Annotated in this window: 15 protein-coding genes and 1 other RNA gene; 2 read left to right on the top strand and 14 right to left on the bottom strand. The window is 51.1% G+C overall.

Translation table 11 applies throughout. The features are described 5' to 3' along the window. From KU392_RS11365 to rnpB, 12 genes are all read right to left on the bottom strand, one after another. The gene (locus KU392_RS11365) at positions 1 to 954 is read right to left on the bottom strand and encodes a D-alanine--D-alanine ligase (protein WP_169295363.1); all 954 of its coding nucleotides are present in this window, start codon (positions 952 to 954) and stop codon (positions 1 to 3) included. Beyond that, positions 951 to 2,360, bottom strand: a complete 1,410-nt coding sequence (gene murC, locus KU392_RS11360) for a UDP-N-acetylmuramate--L-alanine ligase (protein WP_169295364.1) — start codon at positions 2,358 to 2,360, stop codon at positions 951 to 953. Before murC ends, KU392_RS11365 begins: the two co-directional genes overlap by 4 nt. Beyond that, the gene (gene murG, locus KU392_RS11355; protein WP_169295365.1) at positions 2,357 to 3,430 is read right to left on the bottom strand and encodes an undecaprenyldiphospho-muramoylpentapeptide beta-N-acetylglucosaminyltransferase; all 1,074 of its coding nucleotides are present in this window, start codon (positions 3,428 to 3,430) and stop codon (positions 2,357 to 2,359) included. The genes murC and murG overlap by 4 nt, the downstream gene beginning before the upstream one ends. Further along, on the bottom strand, positions 3,427 to 4,647 hold the full coding sequence (gene ftsW, locus KU392_RS11350; RefSeq protein ID WP_217735364.1) for a putative lipid II flippase FtsW: 1,221 nt from the start codon (positions 4,645 to 4,647) through the stop codon (positions 3,427 to 3,429). The genes murG and ftsW overlap by 4 nt, the downstream gene beginning before the upstream one ends. Beyond that, positions 4,644 to 6,173 carry a UDP-N-acetylmuramoyl-L-alanine--D-glutamate ligase gene (gene murD / locus KU392_RS11345; RefSeq protein ID WP_217735363.1) on the bottom strand — a complete coding sequence of 510 codons (1,530 nt, stop codon included), beginning with the start codon at positions 6,171 to 6,173 and terminating at the stop codon, positions 4,644 to 4,646. The genes ftsW and murD overlap by 4 nt, the downstream gene beginning before the upstream one ends. Continuing rightward, positions 6,170 to 7,339, bottom strand: coding sequence for a phospho-N-acetylmuramoyl-pentapeptide-transferase (mraY, locus tag KU392_RS11340; protein WP_169295368.1), 1,170 nt, complete (start codon positions 7,337 to 7,339; stop codon positions 6,170 to 6,172). Before mraY ends, murD begins: the two co-directional genes overlap by 4 nt. Further along, positions 7,329 to 10,118 carry a bifunctional UDP-N-acetylmuramoyl-L-alanyl-D-glutamate--2,6-diaminopimelate ligase MurE/UDP-N-acetylmuramoyl-tripeptide--D-alanyl-D-alanine ligase MurF gene (gene murF / locus KU392_RS11335; RefSeq protein WP_217735362.1) on the bottom strand — a complete coding sequence of 930 codons (2,790 nt, stop codon included), beginning with the start codon at positions 10,116 to 10,118 and terminating at the stop codon, positions 7,329 to 7,331. The genes mraY and murF overlap by 11 nt, the downstream gene beginning before the upstream one ends. Beyond that, on the bottom strand, positions 10,115 to 11,920 hold the full coding sequence (locus KU392_RS11330) for a peptidoglycan D,D-transpeptidase FtsI family protein (protein ID WP_169295370.1): 1,806 nt from the start codon (positions 11,918 to 11,920) through the stop codon (positions 10,115 to 10,117). The genes murF and KU392_RS11330 overlap by 4 nt, the downstream gene beginning before the upstream one ends. A 12-nt stretch (positions 11,921 to 11,932) precedes the next feature. Beyond that, on the bottom strand, positions 11,933 to 12,247 hold the full coding sequence (ftsL, locus tag KU392_RS11325; RefSeq protein WP_169295371.1) for a cell division protein FtsL: 315 nt from the start codon (positions 12,245 to 12,247) through the stop codon (positions 11,933 to 11,935). Beyond that, on the bottom strand, positions 12,235 to 13,305 hold the full coding sequence (rsmH, locus tag KU392_RS11320) for a 16S rRNA (cytosine(1402)-N(4))-methyltransferase RsmH (protein ID WP_217735414.1): 1,071 nt from the start codon (positions 13,303 to 13,305) through the stop codon (positions 12,235 to 12,237). Before rsmH ends, ftsL begins: the two co-directional genes overlap by 13 nt. Beyond that, positions 13,305 to 13,688 (bottom strand): division/cell wall cluster transcriptional repressor MraZ, encoded by a 384-nt coding sequence (locus KU392_RS11315; RefSeq protein WP_246587453.1) that lies wholly within the window; start codon positions 13,686 to 13,688, stop codon positions 13,305 to 13,307. The genes rsmH and KU392_RS11315 overlap by 1 nt, the downstream gene beginning before the upstream one ends. Before the next feature lie 354 nt (positions 13,689 to 14,042). Then, positions 14,043 to 14,426, bottom strand: an RNA gene (rnpB, locus tag KU392_RS11310) — RNase P RNA component class A. 102 nt (positions 14,427 to 14,528) lie between these two features. Between rnpB and KU392_RS11305 the strand changes: the two genes are divergently transcribed. After that, on the top strand, positions 14,529 to 16,361 hold the full coding sequence (locus tag KU392_RS11305; protein WP_217735361.1) for an ATP-binding cassette domain-containing protein: 1,833 nt from the start codon (positions 14,529 to 14,531) through the stop codon (positions 16,359 to 16,361). Positions 16,362 to 16,384: 23 nt separating this feature from the next. Here KU392_RS11305 and KU392_RS11300 read toward each other — a convergent pair whose 3' ends face one another. Both KU392_RS11300 and pyrC read right to left on the bottom strand, forming a co-directional pair. Continuing rightward, positions 16,385 to 17,074: an O-methyltransferase gene (locus KU392_RS11300; protein ID WP_246587447.1), complete on the bottom strand. Its 690-nt coding sequence runs from the start codon at positions 17,072 to 17,074 to the stop codon at positions 16,385 to 16,387. Positions 17,075 to 17,215: 141 nt separating this feature from the next. Continuing rightward, positions 17,216 to 18,274, bottom strand: coding sequence for a dihydroorotase (pyrC, locus tag KU392_RS11295; RefSeq protein WP_169295375.1), 1,059 nt, complete (start codon positions 18,272 to 18,274; stop codon positions 17,216 to 17,218). A 305-nt stretch (positions 18,275 to 18,579) separates the two neighbouring features. Here pyrC and KU392_RS11290 point away from each other — a divergent pair, with 305 nt between their 5' ends. Beyond that, positions 18,580 to 18,858 (top strand): SWIB/MDM2 domain-containing protein, encoded by a 279-nt coding sequence (locus KU392_RS11290; RefSeq protein WP_169295376.1) that lies wholly within the window; start codon positions 18,580 to 18,582, stop codon positions 18,856 to 18,858. Positions 18,859 to 19,140 lie beyond the last annotated feature (282 nt).

Below are 19,140 nucleotides of genomic sequence, written 5' to 3'. Positions count from 1 at the left end.
TTATCCGTTTTCAGACACAGGCCTGTGTATTTTGCACGAGGCCTGCGACAGGATGAAGACACACAGATCGGCATAACTCATCCCTTCCGCTTTCGCTCCCATCGGCACCAGCGAATGAGTGGTCATGCCCGGTGAGGTGTTGATTTCAAGCAACCAGGGCTGGTTTTGGGCATCAAGCATAATATCGACCCGCGCCCATCCTTCACATCCAAGGGCCCGATAGGCCTGTACGGCAATGCCCTGGATCCGGCTGGCCAGCTCGGGGGCCAAATTGGCCGGACATTCATAACGCGTATCGTTTGAAATGTATTTATGCTCAAAATCATAATTGCCGTCTGGGGCAAAAATTTCAATCACCGGTAAGGCCCGGGCATCTTCCCCTTTACCCACCACGGGAATGGTCAGCTCACGGCCAACCACAAACTGCTCGGCCAATAGTTCATGATCAAAATTAATGACCTGCCTGAAAGCCTCATGCAACTCATCCGGTTCGCTGACTTTATACAGCCCCAGGGTCGAACCTTCATGCGGCGCCTTGAGGATCAGGGGTAGCCCCAGTTCGGCACAAGCGGCATCGGTATCGGCCAGGTTCCTGACCACTTTGTATCTGGGGGTTGGCAAGCCTTGCTCAAGCCAGACGCGCTTGGTCATGATTTTATTCATTGCCAGGCTTGAGGCCATCACACCGCTACCGGTATAAGGAATACCCAATAATTCGAGTGCCCCCTGCAGCGTGCCATCTTCTCCATAACGACCATGCAAGGCAATAAAAACACGATCAAAATTCTGTGCCGCCAATTCTGCCAGGCTTTGCTTACCGGTATCAAACAGATGGGCGTCTATCCCCTTGCTTTGCAAGGCCGACAAAACACCTTCACCCGATTGCAGGGAAACCGTTCTCTCGGCTGAGTGGCCACCATACAAAATGCCGACTTTGCCAAATTCGTGCGTCATACCAACTCTCCAATTTGCCCGGGAACCTTACTGATTGAACCCGCTCCCATGACCACTACCACATCGCCATCCCTGACAAAATCAATAATTGCCTGTGGCATTTCACTTACGTCTTCAATGAAAACCGGTTCCAGTTTCCCCGCCACACCAATTCCCCGTGCCAGGGCACGACCATTGGCAGCCACAATGGGCGTCTCACCGGCAGCATATACCTCTGTCAGCACAACCGCGTCAGCACTATTCAAGACTTTTACAAAATCCTCAAAACAATCGCGCGTACGGGTATAACGATGTGGCTGAAAGGCCAGAACCAGACGACGATCGGGCCAGGCGCCACGCGCTGCCGCGATAGTGGCAGCCATTTCCACCGGATGGTGTCCATAATCGTCGATGACCGTAAACTGACCGCCCCCATTTTTCTCGGGAATATTGAAGTCACCCGTATGGGAAAAGCGGCGTCCAACACCATTAAATCCTTTTAAGGCTGAAACAATAGCCTCATCAGGCAAATCCAGCTCGGTTGCCACGGCAATCGCGCCCAGGGCATTCAACACATTATGGCGGCCCGGCAGGTTCAGGGTGATGCTCAAGGTGGGCAACCACTCATCAACCCGGATACGGCGAATAACGTCAAAGCACATCATGGTACCTTCTGCACGCACATTGACTGCCTGAAAATGGGAATCATCGCTAAACCCGTAGGTGGTGACCGGACGGGAAATGAAGGGGATGATTTTACGAACATTGTCATCATCGTTACACAGAATTGCACTACCATAAAACGGCAGCCGCTGGGTGAACTCCACAAACGCGCTGCGCAAGCGGGCAATATCATGACTGTAAGTGTCCATGTGATCGGCATCAATATTGGTAATGATGGCCATGACCGGTAATAAATTCAAAAACGAAGCATCCGATTCATCCGCTTCCACCACAATATAGTCACCCTGCCCCAGACGCGCATTGGCACCGGCCGAATTCAGCCGCCCGCCAATCACAAAAGTCGGATCAAGACCGGCTGCCGCCAGCACACTGGCCACCAGACTGGTCGTGGTGGTTTTGCCATGGGTGCCGGCAATGGCGATCCCTCTTTTCAAACGCATTAATTCCGCCAGCATGATGGCCCGGGGTACCACTGGAATTTGTCGGGCCCGGGCAGCAAGCACCTCAGGGTTACTGTTGGCCACAGCGGTTGACGTCACAATCGCATCGGCATCCCGCACGTTCTCCGCCTGATGCCCAATATGAATGATGGCACCCAAATTGGCCAAACGGCGCGTGACGGCCGACTCCTGCAAATCGGAGCCGCTGATGCGATAGCCCAGATTGAGCAATACTTCGGCGATGCCGCTCATGCCAGAGCCACCAATGCCAACAAAATGGATATTTCTTATCCTGTGTTTCATTTTTTATCCTTAACTACACTGGCGCACACATCCGCGATCAGCTGTGTAGCGTCAGTTCGTGCACATTGCCTTGCCTTTTCGGCAACGGCCTGCAATTCATGACGTGTTTTATCCTGTAACCAGGATGACAGCCATTCGGCTGATAATTCTTTTTGCGCTTTGGACCACGCCGCATTTTCACGGACAAGCCACTGTGCATTGGCCGTTTGATGATCATCAATCGCATGTGGCAGGGGAATAAACAAGGCAGCCACCCCGATCGCAGCCACCTCGGCAACCGTCATGGCACCCGCACGGCAAATAAGCAAATCAGCGGCTGACATGGCTGCCGCCATATCGGAAATGAACGCCACGCACTCAGCTTCCACCCCCAGATCGGCGTAGGTTTTTTTCAGGGTATCAAGATGTTGGGCGCCAGACTGATGCACAACATGAGGGCGCGTCTGCGGCGCCATGCCGGCCAATGCCTGGGGCACAATAGTGTTCAGGGCATGCGCCCCCAAACTGCCCCCCACCACCAAAATATTCAGACGCCCCGAACGATTCCCGTAACGCTGGGCCGGAGTCGGTGTGGCAAGCAAATCCGTGCGTACCGGATTACCCACCATTTTCCCCTTGGGCAATACACCAGGAAACCCGGACAACACACGGGTGGCCACCTTGGCCAGCCATTTATTGGCGGTACCTGCCACGGCATTCTGCTCATGAACCACCAAAGGAATACCACGCAAAGCTGCCATCATACCACCCGGAAAAGCCACATAGCCGCCCATACCCAGGACAACCGAAGGTTTTTCCCTGGCCAGAATTTTCCAGGCCTGGGTGCTGGCCTGCAACAGGGTAAACGGCAATTTGACAATAGCCGCAATGCCCTTGCCCCGAACCCCTGAAAAAGTCATGGGTACCAAAGTAAAACCATGCGCAGGCACCAGCTTGCCTTCCATTTTGGAGGGATCGCCCAACCAGACGACACACCAACCGCGCGCCTGCATTTCATGTGCCACGGCCAGCCCTGGCATGATATGCCCGCCCGTTCCGCCTGCCATGACCAATAATGTTGGCTGTTTCATGAGTACGACCTTTTATTTTCTTTGTTGACAGGCCGGCCACGCATCATTTGACGGACCTCGTAATCAACGCGCATCAACATGGCAATCGCAATCAGATTCATGACGATAGAAGACCCCCCATAGCTGACCAGCGGCAAGGTCAGACCCTTGGTCGGCAACAGACCCAGGCAAACCCCCAGATTAATAAATGCCTGCACACCAAACCAGACACCAACCCCCTGGGCCACCAGGCCATTGAACTCGCGATCCATCGCAATGGCAGAACGGCCAATATCAAAGCTTTTTTTAACAATGATGAAAAACAGCACCACCACCAGGAAAATCCCGACAAAGCCCAGCTCTTCGCCCACCACTGCAATAATAAAATCAGTATGTGCCTCGGGCAAATAATGCAATTTTTCAATGCTTGAACCCAGACCAACCCCGAACCATTCTCCGCGCCCGATGGCAATCAGGGAGTGCACCAGCTGGTAAGCACTGGATTGCACGTTTGATTCATGAAACGGCTCAAGATAGGCCATGATTCGCTCCAGTCGCCAGGGAGCAAAAATAATCATCGATACAAACAAGACAACCAGTGCACCAATGGCAAAAACAAAAAGTCCAAGATTAATGCCCCCAAGAAACAGGATCCCAACAGCAATCGACACCGTTACCATTAAAGCCCCCAAATCGGGCTCAAGCAACAAGAGTGTGGCGACCGCTACCAATGCCAGGGCCATGGGAATAAAACCACGAATAAAATCCTGCATGTATTTCTGCTTACGCACCGTGTAATCGGCGGCAAAGAGCAACATGGCCACCTTCATGAGCTCGGATGGCTGAAAGTTGATGGGGCCAATGGGAAGCCAGCGTGAAGCGCCATTGACCTCTCTACCAATAAACGGCACCAGAACCAGAACCAGCAGCAGCATTGCAAACAGAAAAATCCGGAAAGCGTTTTTTTCCCAGAAGCTCATGGGTACAGTCAGCGTCAGAAAAAACAGAAACACGCCCACTGTAATATAAATCCCATGACGGAGGGCGAAGTAATACCGGCCCAAATTGGCATACTTGGGCCCATCGGCCAATGCAATAGAGGCGGAAAACACCATAATCAGACCAAACAACAACAAGGCAGAGACCGCAACGCCCAACAGCAAATCATAATTGCGCATGGTCGTACGACCCGGCTTGACCGCACTGACACTGGAACGCAGCTCTGCCAGCAAACTCATGCCACCTCTCCGTTTTCAAGGGCCAGCTCGTTGACAGCATCAATGAAGGCATTGCCACGATGATTGTAATTTTTGAACATATCCATACTGGCACAGGCGGGTGATAACAACACCACATCGGTTTCCTGCGCATGATCCAGCGCAATACTGACAGCCTCTTCAAGCGACACGGCATGAAGACATGGCACACCGGCAGGTGCCAAAGCCTGCTCAATAACACGGGCGTCCTGCCCGATCAGAACAACAGCACGGGCAAAGCGCGCCACCGGTGTGACCAACGGAGAAAAATCCTGTCCCTTGCCCAGTCCACCGGCAATCAAGACCACCTTGCGACCCATACCCTTGAGGGCCGCGACCGTAGAACCCACATTAGTGCCCTTACTGTCATTGATGAAGTCAACCCCCCGGATGCTTCGAACAAAATTGGTTCGGTGTGGCTCAGCCACGTAATTTCTTAACGCATTCAGCAATGGAGTCCAGCCGATACCCAGTACCCGGCACAGCGCCATGGCCGCCAATGCATTCAGGGCATTATGCCGACCTCGCACCAGTATGGCATCTGCCGGCATCAAGCGTTTGAGCACTCCCTGTTTTCTAACCGGGCGTTCCGTGCTTTTTTTTCTTCGGCCACCGGTTTCGGGCAGATCAAACTCATCGGCACTGCTCGCAGCCAGCCACAACATGCCATTACTGTCTTCCAGACCCATATCCCCGTCAAGGACAGGCTCGGTTTCACCGAAAGAGCGTACATTCAGGTCATCGGCAAACGCCACCATGGCACTGACCATTTCATCATCACGATTGATAACGGCCACCCGGCTCATTTTGAGCAGTTTTGCCTTGCAATCGGCATATTCCTGCAAATTGGCATGCCAGTCCAAATGATCCTGGGTAATGTTCAGCACAACCGATGCGTCAGGCTGCAAGGTTTTAACGGTTACCAACTGAAAACTGGATAACTCAAGCACCCAGACATCAGGCAAGGCGTTGGCATCAAGAGCCGCCATCAACGCGGTTAAGGCAGAAGGGCTGATATTGCCCGCTGCCACCGCGACCAGCCCGGCTTCCTGCAACATGTCACGGATCATGGTGGTTACTGTGGTTTTGCCGTTCGTACCGGTAATTCCCAGCACCTTGGGCTCATAAGCCTGTGTTTGCCTTAGCTGTAAAAGTGCGCGGGAAAACAGTTCTACTTCACCCAATATTTCAATATTGCGCTGTTCCGCACGGGCAAGAAAACCGGCCAGCTGTGGCTCGGATGGCACCAGACCCGGACTTAAAACAATTGCGTCAATCCCTTCCAGGGCCTCATCGTCAAAGCTGCGTTCACCCAGGAATTTTTCAAAGGGCAAACCTGTTGCATCCAGCTTGTCCAGGCCCGGCGGGTTGGTTCGGGTATCGGCAATGCGCAAGCGCGCCTGATTACGCAGGCACCATAAAGCGGCAGCAAGACCGGTTTCTCCCAGTCCCAGAACCAGGACCGAGGAAGGAAAAGACAAAACGTTATTTTCTGACTGTGTATTCATCGTAATTTCAATGTTGCCAAACCAAGTAACACCAGCATCATCGTGATAATCCAAAACCGCACCACCACCTGGGTCTCTTTCCAGCCACCCACTTCAAAGTGATGATGCAAAGGTGCCATTCGAAGTATGCGACGCCCTGTACCATATTTTTTCTTGGTGTATTTGAACCAGACAACCTGGAGCATGACCGACAGTGTTTCCACCACGAACACCCCTCCCATGATAAAGAGGACAATTTCCTGCCGGACAATGACAGCCACCGTGCCCAACATGCCCCCCAGCGCCAGCGCTCCCACATCGCCCATGAAAACCTGGGCAGGATATGCATTGAACCACAGGAATGCCAAGCCGGCACCAGCCAGGGCGGCACACAAAATCAACATTTCGGAGGCACCTGGAATATAAGGGAACAACAGGTATCGGGAATAGTCAACCCGTCCCACCACGTAGGCAAAAATACCCAAGGCACTGCCCACCATAACGGTGGGCATAATGGCCAGGCCATCTAGACCATCGGTCAGGTTAACCGCATTACTGGTACCCACAATGACCACCCAGGTCAATGCGGCGAAACCAAATACGCCCAGCGGATAACTGACGCTCTTGAAAAAAGGCACGATCAGGTCGGCACGGGATGGTAGCGGCATGCTGAAACCACTTAACACCCATTCCTTGAACAAAGGCCATAAATCGGCATTGGCCGGTGCGGAAACGGCAAATGTCAGATATACCGATGCAATCAGGCCAATCAATGACTGCCAGAAAAATTTTTCCCGCGAGGACATGCCTTCGGGATTGCGATAAACCACTTTGCGATAATCATCCACCCAGCCAATCGCGCCAAACCCGAAAGTCACCAGCATCACCACCCAGACAAACCGGTTGCTTAAGTCTGCCCACAATAAAGTACTGATACCAATCGCGATAAGAATGAGCACCCCCCCCATGGTGGGCGTGCCATTTTTGACCAGATGCGATTCGGGTCCATAAGCCCGGACCGCCTGGCCAATTTTAAGCGCCGTCAATCTCCGGATGACACGCGGGCCGGCCCACAAGCCAATAAACAATGCAGTAGCGCACGCCAGCATGGCTCGCAATGTAATGTATTCAAAAACACCGAAGCCACTTATACTTGTAGACAGCCACCCGAATAACTCATACAGCATCTTGTTCCCCTTCAATGGATGAAGCTTTTTGCAAGTCTGCAATCACACGCTCCATACGCATTGATCGTGATCCTTTCACTAAAATATTTAACGGTTTGAGAATTCTGATGTACGGTGCCATCTGATGAATGTCTTCAAAATGCGTTGCCTGTGAACCAAAGGCTTGTACAGTTTGCCTGGATGCCTTGCCATAAGCCAGCAAGTAATCAATACCTTTTTCTTTGGCATAGAGCCCCACTTCGGCATGCATTTGCGGACCATCATCACCCACTTCGGCCATATCTCCCAGCACCAGCACCCTGGACCCGGGCAATCGTGACAGGACATCGATGGCAGCACGAACAGAATCAGGGTTTGCATTATACGAGTCATCAAGCAATTTTGTGCCGTCAGAAAGCACAAATCCCTGCATTCGTCCCTTAACGGGGCTAAATTTTTGTAACCCAATGATAATCGTATCCACAGGTATACCGATCGCCAGCGCACAGGCAGTGGCTGCCAATGCATTGCGCACATTATGATGGCCCGGAATATTCAATGAAACCTGAGCGGAGGCACTTGGGGTCACCAGCAAAAAACGACTGCCATTGATATCGGCCACCAACTCTTCGGCAGTAACATCGGCCTGTTCACCAAAACCGAATAAAATCCGACGCCGCTCGCCGGCAATATCGTGCCACAAGGCGGTATAAGGCTCATCGGCAGGAAAAACAGCGACCCCATTGGCATCAAGACCGGCAATCACATCACCGTTTTCAATCGCAACGGCCTCTACCGTTTGCATGAACTCCTGGTGTTCCCTTTGCGCGTTGTTCACCAGTCCGACAGTAGGCCTGGCTAGATCGGTCAGGATGCGGATCTCACCCGGATGATTCATGCCCAATTCAAATACAGCGACCTGATGATTTTCATTCAAGCCCAATAAACTTAAGGGGACACCAATTTGATTATTCAGGTTGCCTTTCGTGGCAATACAATGTGCCGGCCCGACATGTACCTCCAAAATGGCGGCAATCATTTCCTTAGTGGTTGTTTTGCCATTACTGCCTGCCACCCCAATAACCGGGATATCAAACAGGGAGCGCCAGGCCTTGCCCATCAATTCAAGCGCCCTGCCCGTATCGGCCACCAGCACCTGGGGCAGATCGATATCCGGATTCTTGCGGCTGACAACCGCCAACCATGCGCCCGCTTGCTGAACCTGTCCCAGAAAATCATGGGCATCAAAATTTTCACCGACAAGGGCAATGAATATCTGCCCTTTGCCAATACTGCGTGAATCGGTGGAGACACCGCTTGCATGACGCAAGGCCAATGCCAGTACAGACCACTCACGATCATCAAAACAGGTTTTGACATGATTGACTTCCTGATAGGTTTCATGCCCTTTTCCTGCCACCAAAATGACATCTTCGGGCAAGGCATGTAATACCGCCTGTAAAATGGCATAGGCCCGATCAGGCTGAACATGAGGTGAAACAGGCATGCCGGCCAGGATGTCGGCCAGAATCCGCTCAGGATTTTCGGTACGGGGATTATCGCTGGTCACATAAACCAGATCGGCTTTTTGCGAAGCAATTTTACCCATGACAGGACGTTTGGTTTTATCCCGGTCACCACCGCAACCAAAAATGCAAACCAACCGTCCTTTCCGGGCCCGGGCGGTTGGCCTCAAGGCATCGAGCGCGCGCTCCAGCGAGTCGGGTGTATGCGAGTAATCCACCACCACCAAAGGCTGCATTCCCGCTTCCCCGGCTACCTCCAGGCCTTTCACAATCTGCAATCGACCAGGTACCGGCTCAAGCAACGAGATGGTTTTAACAACATCGGCCAGCGTCCAGCCCATAGCCTGCAACACACCTGCAACCAGTAATAAATTAGAGATATTGTGCTCACCCAGCAAACGGGTCAATACCTGCGCCTCGCCCTGCGGGCTGAACAAATCGAAAGCCAGTCCGTAATCATCAAAACGGTGCTCTTTGGCAAGAATCCTGGCATCTACATGATTTTTCAAGGAGTAACCAATCGTGTTTTCGGCACGGGAGTCTAGAAATATGCGCTCACCGGCCGGATCATCCAGGTTGATCACGGCATGCTGCAAGCCGGGCCAATGAAACAGACGCATTTTGGCCCGCTCGTATTCTGCCATGTCCTTGTGATAATCAAGGTGGTCAAGGGTCAGATTGGAAAAGGCGGCAATCCGGATACGCAATCCGTCCATACGCCCCTGATCCAGGCCGATGGAAGAGGCCTCGATAGACACCGCATTAATTTCCCTGTCTCGTAACTCTGCCAGCAAACGATGCAAGGTCAGCACATCAGGGGTCGTTAGTGAACCACCCAAATTGGTATTATCGGGCAATACCATGCCCAGTGTGCCAATGGTGGCACACGGCACGCCATTGGCGGTCAACGCTCTGGCCAACCAGGTGGCACAAGAGGTTTTTCCGTTCGTGCCGGTAACTGCAATCACAAAAACCTGTTCCGATGGATGTCCGTACCAGGTGTCACCCAACTCACCCAGCAATTGCCTTAAACCCGGCACGCCCAATACCGGCACCGGATAAGCGGTATTGACCGGCGGGCCACTGGATTGCTCAAGCAAAACAGCCGCGGCACCCTTTACGATTGCATCTTCAATGTACGCAGCGCCGTTTTGTGAGGTTCCGACACAGGCAACAAAGACATCCCCTTTACAGATGTCCCTGGAGTCAAGCCGAAGGTGCGCCGTGGATGCCACATGCTGTGTTAACCAATGTAATATGAATGGTATGGTCATCCGCGATTTCTCCTGCCTGTCGTGTTCTGACTTTTTGCTTCCAATGAGGGCTCTACCGGCAAATCTGGCGGAACCGTGAGATACTTCAAGGTTCCTTCAATGATTTCCGCCGCAACCGGCCCCGCATTGAGGGTACCGTAATAACCGGCTTTTTTCGGCCTGTTAACGGTTACGGCCACCACAATCCTGGGTTTTGAAATAGGCGCAACAGCAACAAATGAGCCCCGATAATCAGAGCGGCTATAACGCCCGTTGACAATCTGCCTTGCGGTTCCACTTTTTCCGCCAATACGATAGCCGTTAACCATTGCCTGGATTTTATTACCTTCCATACCCACCGACTCTTCGAGCATGGCCCTGACATCACGAGCCGTTTGCGGTTTATAAATCTGAATACTGGTGGGTTTCTTGTCATTTTTAATCAATGACAGGGAGATCATGTCTCCGTCACGGGCCAGTGTTGTAAATGCCTTGGCAATCTGCAACAGGGATACCGACAAACCATATCCATAGGACATGGTGGCCTTTTCAATCAGCTTCCAACGCTCCCATGGCCGGACACGTCCCGAAGCCGCACCGGGAAAAGCGATGTTGGGAACCTGTCCGAAACCCAGGGCATTGAATACGGTCCACATTTGTTCCGAACGCAAACGCTCGGAAATCATGGTCATGCCAATATTACTTGAGCGACGTAAAATACCTGACACATTCAGCGTGCCATTACGGGAACTGACATCGGTAATGGTGGCCCCCTGGTAGCGGTAAGAGCCGGTTCCTGTATTGAACAAGGTGTTTTTGGTAATGACACCGGCATCCAGCGCCAGAGCGGATACCAATGGCTTGATAATGGAGCCCGGCTCAAAGGTATCTGTAATGACCCGATTCCTGAGTGCGGAACCTTTACGCTCGGACTGCATATTGGGATCGTAAGACGGCACACTGACCATGGCCAATATTTCACCATTATTCGTGTCAATGACCACGGCTCCGGCCGATTCGGCCTCATGCTTTTTCATGGCTTTTTCCAGGGCTTGCATGGTCAGAAGTTGAATATGCCCGTCTATGGTCAGCGTGACATCCGCACCATCGGTGGCCGGCTCCACTTCCTGGACATCTTCGATAATACGTCCGATACGGTCGCGCAAGACCCGACGCAACCCCGGCTTGCCCCGCAATGATTCGTTCATTTGCAGCTCAATGCCTTCAATTCCCCGGTCTTCGATATTGGTAAATCCAACCACATGAGCGGTCAACGCACCCTGCGGATAAGACCGTTTGGACTCGGGTAAAGAATGAATCCCGGGAATGCCCAGCTCTTTAATCTGCTTGCCGATATCCGTCGGAATCTGCCGTTTCAGATAGACAAATGTTTTGTCCAGGTTCTTCAGTCTTTCCTGCAGGTCTTTCAAAGACATATCCAACAGTTTGGCCAAAGCGCCCAGCTGCTGGGGGCTTGCCTTGCTGGTTTCCTCGGGGATACTCCAGACGGCTACCGCGGGTGTGCTGGTTGCCAGAAACTCACCATTACGGTCGGTAATCAGTCCACGGGTGGCCGGCAGCTGCAGCGTACGCTCAAATCGTTTTTCGCCTTCCGCCTGCAAGAACTCGGTACTCATGATCTGGATATACAGCGCCTTGCCAATTACTGCCAAAAAACCCAGGGAAATCAGGAAAAAAAGAACGCGCGCGCGCCACCTGGGGATTTGCACATGCAAAACCGGACTGCTGTAATGGCGGGAATAGGCGTTTTCTCTGGATCGTTTGAACAACTCAGGGATTTTGTTTTTGCCGAATTTAAGCATTTGGCTTCCCTTTTATTGGTTACTCTGTTGCGTCGCAGGTGAGGCCGGACTATTCGCCAGCTCAGAATCTTTGATATAAATAATTTGACCGATATGCGGTATTTGCATGTTCAATTTTTGGGTTGTTACCTGTTGAATCCGTGCATTAGTCGTTAATTTTGCCCGCTCAAGCTGCAAGTAACGCCAATCTATACCCAGTTCATTTTCCACCGCCTGCGCTCGCCCCAGATCGACATACAGCAGACGTTGCTGATATCGAACCGACACCAGAGAAGCAGCACTGTAAACAAACCAACACACCAGCAGCAATAAACCTAACCGCGCCATGAACCCCTCCGTTTGCCAGACTGGTTACCCGGTGTGAGCGGCCTGCTGACAAAGGCATCAGCATCCGTCAATGCCGTTTCTGTTCTTTGCGCGACCCGCAACACTGCAGAGCGAGAACGGGGATTGGCCACCACCTCTTCCGAAGCCGCCAATACCTTACCCAGACTTTTAAGCACCGGTTGTGGCATTTCACTTTCTCGTAAAGGTAAACGTGCAAAATCGGCACCAGGCTTGGCCGCTGCCGCGATACACTGTTTAACCATGCGATCTTCAAGCGAGTGAAAACTGATCACCGACATCCTTCCACCTGGTGCCAACAATCTTAAAATTGACGCGAGGGTGTTCGCCAGCTCCTCGAGCTCTTGATTGATGTGAATCCGTATAGCCTGAAAGGTACGTGTGGCCGGATGTTGACCTTTTTCCCGCGTCCGGACGACGGTTGAGACGAGCTCGGCAAGTTCGAGCGTGGTGCACAAAGGGCTGGATTGGCGGCGATGATCAATCGCCTTTGCAATCTGGAAAGCAAACCGTTCTTCGCCATAGTGTTTTATAACCTCCTTCATTTCTTCAATACTGGCCTGTGCCAGCCATTCAGCCGCAGTTACGCCACGACTGGTATCCATTCGCATATCCAGCGGCCCTTCCCGCATGAAAGAAAAACCTCTGGATGCATCATCTATCTGTGGGGAAGAAACCCCCAAATCCAATAAAACACCCTGAACCTGGTCAATGCCACGCTGATGCAACTCTTCTTCCATTGAAGAAAAGCCGCCATGAATAATGTTCACCCGGGAATCTTCCTGTTGCAATTGACGTGCCGAGACCATGGCCAGGGGATCTTTGTCAAAAACAAACAGTTTTGCATTGGCTGAAAGCTGGGACAGCAGATAACGACTGTGCCCCCCCCTGCCAAACGTGCCATCCACGAAAACACCATCTTTATTGCCAGGAGGCAATAAATCGTGAATCCATTTGGCCTTTACATTGAATTCATCGTGAACCAGCGCATTGACAGTTGCTCCGAGCAACACGGTCTTATGTACGAAACTTTCTGAAATCACAATGAAAAATCATCCAAACTATCTGGTAAACCTTTGGCCAAATCAGCCGCCTGCATGTTCGCAAACATCTGGGCATCCCAAAGATCAAAATGCCTGCCCATGCCAACTAAAACAACTTCTTTAATCATTTCTGCAGCAGAGCGCAATTCGGGAGCAATGAGTACTCGCCCTGCTCCGTCTATTTCCACATCCTGGGCGTTACCCAATAACAGACGCTGGACATGACGGGCGGACATTGGCAATTGCATGATGACTTCACGCTTTTCTTCCCACACGGGGCGGGGGTAAACCAGCAAGCCACCATCAAAATTGCGGGTAATGGTCAGGGCACCTTGGGCGGATTCCATTAGGGCATCACGATACCGGGCAGGAATGGTCATCCTTCCCTTGGCATCTAAGGTGAGTGCACTATTTCCCTGGAAAACCAATTTTTCCCCACTTTTTTCCACATTTCCCTACTTTTCCCCACTTTAAGACAAGGCTGATATTTGGTCAAGCTTTATTTATTGACTTTTTCCAATAACTACAACGACTTAGCGTTACCTGACGAAAATGGAAAATAGAAAGACCTTTAGAAATCAAGCTCTTAAAATAGAAAGTGAAAGTAAGGCAAGAGATATCGTAAAAACTGTATATTAATTTTTATCATTTCTTAACAGTTCTTGAGAAATTACCATGAACCACCAGCCCTTCACCCGGTCATGGCGAGGGTTTACAACCTATAAGAAAAGAACTGACAAAGTGAGCCTATAAGCCGGATTCTGTAAACCAGTAAACTGGTTGGCAATCATTCCTCTGGACGCATCATTGCTGATGCGTTCTAGCCATCTACCCGCATGTTTGGACGAGCCGCCCTTCCTGGCAGAACCAGACACATGCCTATTTGATGTTGCTCCGGATAGAGGTTACCGCGTTTCACCCTGCGGCGTTATTGCCTTGCGGCAATGCCATACGGAAGTCGCCGTATCAGTGCACTTGCGTGCCCACGCTGCAGTCTCGTCTCTGTGGCCCTATTCCTCGGTTACTTGCGCAACCGGACGGCTGTTAGCCGCTATCCTGCCCTATGGAGTCCGGACGTTCCTCGAGGATAAAACCCCCGCGATTGCCCAGCCCACTTTGCCAGAAATGCATTTTAACCGACTTATTCCCGCCAAAGGTGTTAAAGTCCTTTTATCCCAAAAGAATAAAAAACCGTTTACCCAATATTTTAGATCTACTTTATGGCAGCACAAACTCTTATCACATTAATCAATGCTCATCTGGCATATGGCCACCACGCTCTGCTCGATAACGCCAACCTTACCATCCAGGAATCCGAAAGAATCGGTCTGATCGGCCGCAATGGCGCTGGCAAATCCTCATTACTGCGCATTCTTGACGGCCGTACCGAAGCCGATGACGGTGAAATCTCAAAGATGGGTTCATTGCGCGTCATTACCGTTGAGCAGGAACCCGTCCTTAACGATTATCAAACCGTTTATGAAAATATCTGTGGCAATATCCTTGACTCCGAAGACTGGGCCCGACCGGCCCGTGCCAGTGCAATCATCGAAAAACTGGGCCTGAATCCTGACACGCTGGTCAAGGGATTGTCGGGTGGCACCCGCAAACGCATAGCCCTGGCCCGCGCTTTTATCGAGGCCCCCGATTTACTGCTTCTTGACGAACCCACCAACCATCTGGACTTTGAGGGCATACTATGGCTGGAACAAATGATACAAAGCAGTCGTTCCGCCTGCGTGATCATTACCCACGACCGACGCTTCCTTGATGCCGTCACCACCCGCATCATAGAACTGGATCGCGGCCAGCTACACAGTTTCCCTGGCAATTTCAGCCAATGGCAGGCACGCAAAGCGGAGTGGCTTGAAGCCGAAAAACTGCAAAACGAACGTTTTGACAAATTCCTGGCCCAGGAAGAAGTCTGGATTCGCAAAGGGGTTGAAGCCCGACGCACTCGCAACGAAGGCCGGGTCAGACGCCTTGAAGCATTACGCCGCGAACGCAGTGAACGTCGTGAACGTGTTGGAAACGTCAACCTGGCTGTTTCCATGGGTGAAAAATCCGGTAAACTAGTGGCTGAACTGGAAAACGTCAGCCACACCTTCGGTGACAAAACCGTTATCAAAAACTACTCCACCACCATCATGCGTGGTGACCGGATTGGCTTAATTGGCCCCAACGGTGCCGGTAAAACCACACTGCTCAAAATCATTCTGGGCAAACTGTCCCCCACTGAGGGAAAAGTCAAGCTGGGCACCAACCTGTCGATTGCCTATTTTGACCAAATGCGTGAACAACTGGATGAAAATGCCGTTCTTACCGAAGTGATCAATCCAGGCAGTGAGTGGATTGAAATCGGTCAACAGCGCAAACACGTCATGAGTTATCTGGGTGATTTCCTGTTCTCACCGGCCCGTGCGCAATCCCCTGTTTCCAGCCTGTCGGGTGGTGAAAGGGCACGGCTGCTACTGGCTCGGCTGTTTGCCCGGCCTGCCAACGTTCTGGTCATGGACGAGCCAACCAACGACCTGGATATTGAAACCCTGGAACTGCTTGAGGAATTACTTCAGGACTTTAATGGCACGGTTCTACTGGTCAGCCACGACCGAACTTTCCTGAATAATGTGATCACACAAACCATTGCCTATGAAGGAGATGGGCAGTGGCGGGATTACGTGGGGGGTTATGATGACTGGCTTGAACAGCGGCCCGCAGACGTGGCGGACAAACTGGCAGGCAAGCCAGGCGGCACCGATAAAAAAGCTGAAACAACACCAGCCGTTAACACGCCTGCCCAGCCAAAATCACGCCCAAACCGTTCCCGCATTAGCAGCTGGGAGCTCAAGGAGCTGGAATCCCTGCCCGAGGAAATTTCCAAACTGGAAGCGGAACAGGCAGAGCTGACCGCCAAACTTTCCGACCCGGAACTCTACAAAGACGGCTCGGACACGGCTAACGGCATTAACCTTCGTCTGCAAGAGCTGGAAGAAGAGCTGCTTAAGCTTTTTGACCGCTGGGAACAGCTCGAAGCCAAGAAAGAAACCAGTTAGGCTATTGGCCTGGCCTGACGGTGTTATTGCTTGACAATAGCAATCGCCAGGCCATCCCAGCCTTTAGACCCCAGGGTCTGAAAAGCGGTCACGGTTAGACGAGGGTTGTCCACCATATCATCAAAAAACCGGCGCAGCCCCCGGATATTATCCGCCTTGCCACTATCATCCAGTATTTTGGCCTGTCGAACCACATTATCAGCCACAATGACTGTGCCCGGTCGTGACAGCTTCAGGGCATAATCCAGATAGACCGGATTATTTTCCTTGTCAGCATCGATAAAAATAAAATCAAACGGGGCTTGCTTTGCTTGCACCATTTGCTCAAGCGTTTCAGCCGCGACACCTTGTCTGATTTCAACCTTGTCCTGCAAACCGGCCATATTCAGGCTTTCACGGGCAATTCTGATATAACTCTCATCAAAATCCAACGTAACCAGGCGACCATCATCGGGCAAGGCCAACCCCATCCAAACGGTACTGTATCCACCCAGGGTACCAATTTCCAGGACGTGCCGGGCCGCATTCATCCTGATCAGCATATGAAGCAGCTTGCCTTGATTGGGTGCCACATTAATTGCGGGAATATTGTTTTTCTTGCAATGCTCAAGCACTTTTTCAGGAATCACATCTTCTTTCAGAAACAACTGATTGAAGTAGTCATCAACCTGTTTATAACGTTCTTCGGTAATTTGAATTTTATGTTTAGCCAAAGCGATGTCCATTAATGCTTATGGCCTGGTCGGGTTGAGTGTTTACCCCACCCGAAGCAGGCATTCATTCAAGAACCTTTCAATGTCAATCCCAAACGGAATGAAAACGCCAGGATTGCCGTATATGTATGTATCACTGAATTATTTCATTTTCCAGTTCAGGTTTTCACCAGCCGCCAAGGGAACCAGGGTGGTATTGTCAGCATAAGGCAACTCTGCCGGAATATTATATTCGATACGCTCCAGGGTAATGAAGTCCTGATTGCGTGGCAAACCATAAAAATCCGGTCCATTCAGACTTGCAAAAGCCTCAAGTTTATCCAGCTTGCCAGCCAGTTCAAAGGCAGTGGCATAAAGCTCCATGGCATGTATGGCAGTGTAACAGCCGGCACAGCCACAGGCATGCTCTTTAAGACCTTTGGCATGCGGAGCACTGTCTGTGCCCAGGAAAAAGCGTGTACTGTCACTGGTGGCTGCCTCAAGCAAGGCCAAGCGATGCTTTTCACGCTTTAATACGGGAAGACAGTAGTAATGTGGACGAATACCACCGGTAAAAATGGCATTCCGGTTATAAAGCAGATGGTGGGCGGTAATGGTTGCCGCCACAGGACCTTGTGCATCACGTACATAGTGTGCACCTTCCTGTGTGGTGATGTGCTCAAACACCACTTTCAGCTCAGGAAAATCACGACGCAAGGGAATCATGACTTGATCAATAAAAACCGCTTCGCGATCAAACAGGTCTATGTTTGGATCGGTGACCTCACCATGAACCAGCAAAGGCATGCCATGTTTTTGCAACGCCTCAAGTGCCGGACGACATTTACCCAATAAATCGGTCACGCCTGCATCCGAGTTGGTTGTGGCACCGGCAGGATATAATTTCACGGCATGAATAAAGCCCGATTCGGCTGCCTTTTGAATTTCCTCTGCCGAGGTATTATCGGTTAAATATAAGGTCATCAGCGGCTCGAATTTGCCTTCGTAGCCCGTTTTTTCCAATGCATTTTCAATTCTTGTTTTATAGGCCGTCGCCAGCGCCACAGTCGTCACGGGAGGGCGTAAATTCGGCATGACAATCGCACGGGCAAATTGCCGGGCACTATCGGCAATGACAGACTCAAGCGCCAGCCCGTCACGCAAGTGCAGGTGCCAGTCGTCGGGGCGTTTTAAGGTAATTGAATGATCGGTGATTTGCATGAGATTGAATATTAAAAGCAGAGTGTCGATGGAATAATCATGCACTATAACTAAAATATGTCTTCTTTACCCAATATTAATGTCCTGCTGCCAAATTTTACTGGTGGAAAGCGGGTATTAAATCGAATTTTCAAGGGGCATGAATATATACAATAATGGTTAATTATCGCTAATTTACCCAGGCAAAGGTCTCAAAAACCATTTGAAGCAAAATATACTTAAAAAATGCTAGGCAAGCTTCCTATTACACGTTATTCTCTAACACATACATGCTATATAACCCTGCCTTTAAGGAGAGCCCCAAAATGGCCACAACTAAATCGGAAAAACCTGCACGCAAACCAAACGCAGCGTTTATGAAACCCCTTACTCCAAGCACCGAATTGGCCGCCGTTGTAGGGAGCACACCACTGCCTCGTACAGAAGTTACCAAAAAAATCTGGGAATATATTAAAAAACACGATTTACAAGACCCGCAAAACCGTCGCAATATCAATGCCGACGATAAACTGCGCCCAATCTTTGGTAAAGAGCAGGTCAGCATGTTTGAAATGACCAAACTGGTTAGCACTCACCTTAAGTAAGAAGGTACCAGGCACACAAGCATAAGAAACGGGCACAGGCCCGTTTTTTTATGCCTGCCATTAGCGCCTTCCTCCTCGTTCCCATGCTCCGTGGTAACGCATGAGCCTATCCTTTGACGCGCTCCATGGCAGCAAAGCGGCCCACGAATCGAGCGGGCAATAAAAAAACCCCTTCAGTAGTGCTGAAGGGGTTTTTCGTAATAAAGAGCCTGACGATGACCTACTTTCACGGATGTCCATCCACTATCATCGGCGCGAAGGCGTTTCACTGTCCTGTTCGGG

It is taken from the genome of Advenella alkanexedens (assembly GCF_019132845.1).
Taxonomy (GTDB): Bacteria; Pseudomonadota; Gammaproteobacteria; order Burkholderiales; family Burkholderiaceae_B; genus Advenella; species Advenella alkanexedens.
The sequence above is the reverse complement of the archived record's forward strand: the minus strand, read 5'-3'. Positions and strand labels throughout refer to the sequence as shown.

What these genes read in the sequence shown, in the direction of transcription:
- KU392_RS11365 (WP_169295363.1), bottom strand. Translation starts at nt 954, where the DNA reads ATGACGCACGAATTTGGCAAAGTCGGCATTTTGTATGGTGGCCACTCA.
- murC (WP_169295364.1), bottom strand. Translation starts at nt 2,360, where the DNA reads ATGAAACACAGGATAAGAAATATCCATTTTGTTGGCATTGGTGGCTCT.
- murG (WP_169295365.1), bottom strand. Translation starts at nt 3,430, where the DNA reads ATGAAACAGCCAACATTATTGGTCATGGCAGGCGGAACGGGCGGGCAT.
- ftsW (WP_217735364.1), bottom strand. Translation starts at nt 4,647, where the DNA reads ATGAGTTTGCTGGCAGAGCTGCGTTCCAGTGTCAGTGCGGTCAAGCCG.
- murD (WP_217735363.1), bottom strand. Translation starts at nt 6,173, where the DNA reads ATGAATACACAGTCAGAAAATAACGTTTTGTCTTTTCCTTCCTCGGTC.
- mraY (WP_169295368.1), bottom strand. Translation starts at nt 7,339, where the DNA reads ATGCTGTATGAGTTATTCGGGTGGCTGTCTACAAGTATAAGTGGCTTC.
- murF (WP_217735362.1), bottom strand. Translation starts at nt 10,118, where the DNA reads ATGACCATACCATTCATATTACATTGGTTAACACAGCATGTGGCATCC.
- KU392_RS11330 (WP_169295370.1), bottom strand. Translation starts at nt 11,920, where the DNA reads ATGCTTAAATTCGGCAAAAACAAAATCCCTGAGTTGTTCAAACGATCC.
- ftsL (WP_169295371.1), bottom strand. Translation starts at nt 12,247, where the DNA reads ATGGCGCGGTTAGGTTTATTGCTGCTGGTGTGTTGGTTTGTTTACAGT.
- KU392_RS11315 (WP_246587453.1), bottom strand. Translation starts at nt 13,688, where the DNA reads ATGACCATTCCTGCCCGGTATCGTGATGCCCTAATGGAATCCGCCCAA.
- KU392_RS11305 (WP_217735361.1), top strand. Translation starts at nt 14,529, where the DNA reads ATGGCAGCACAAACTCTTATCACATTAATCAATGCTCATCTGGCATAT.
- pyrC (WP_169295375.1), bottom strand. Translation starts at nt 18,274, where the DNA reads ATGCAAATCACCGATCATTCAATTACCTTAAAACGCCCCGACGACTGG.
- KU392_RS11290 (WP_169295376.1), top strand. Translation starts at nt 18,580, where the DNA reads ATGGCCACAACTAAATCGGAAAAACCTGCACGCAAACCAAACGCAGCG.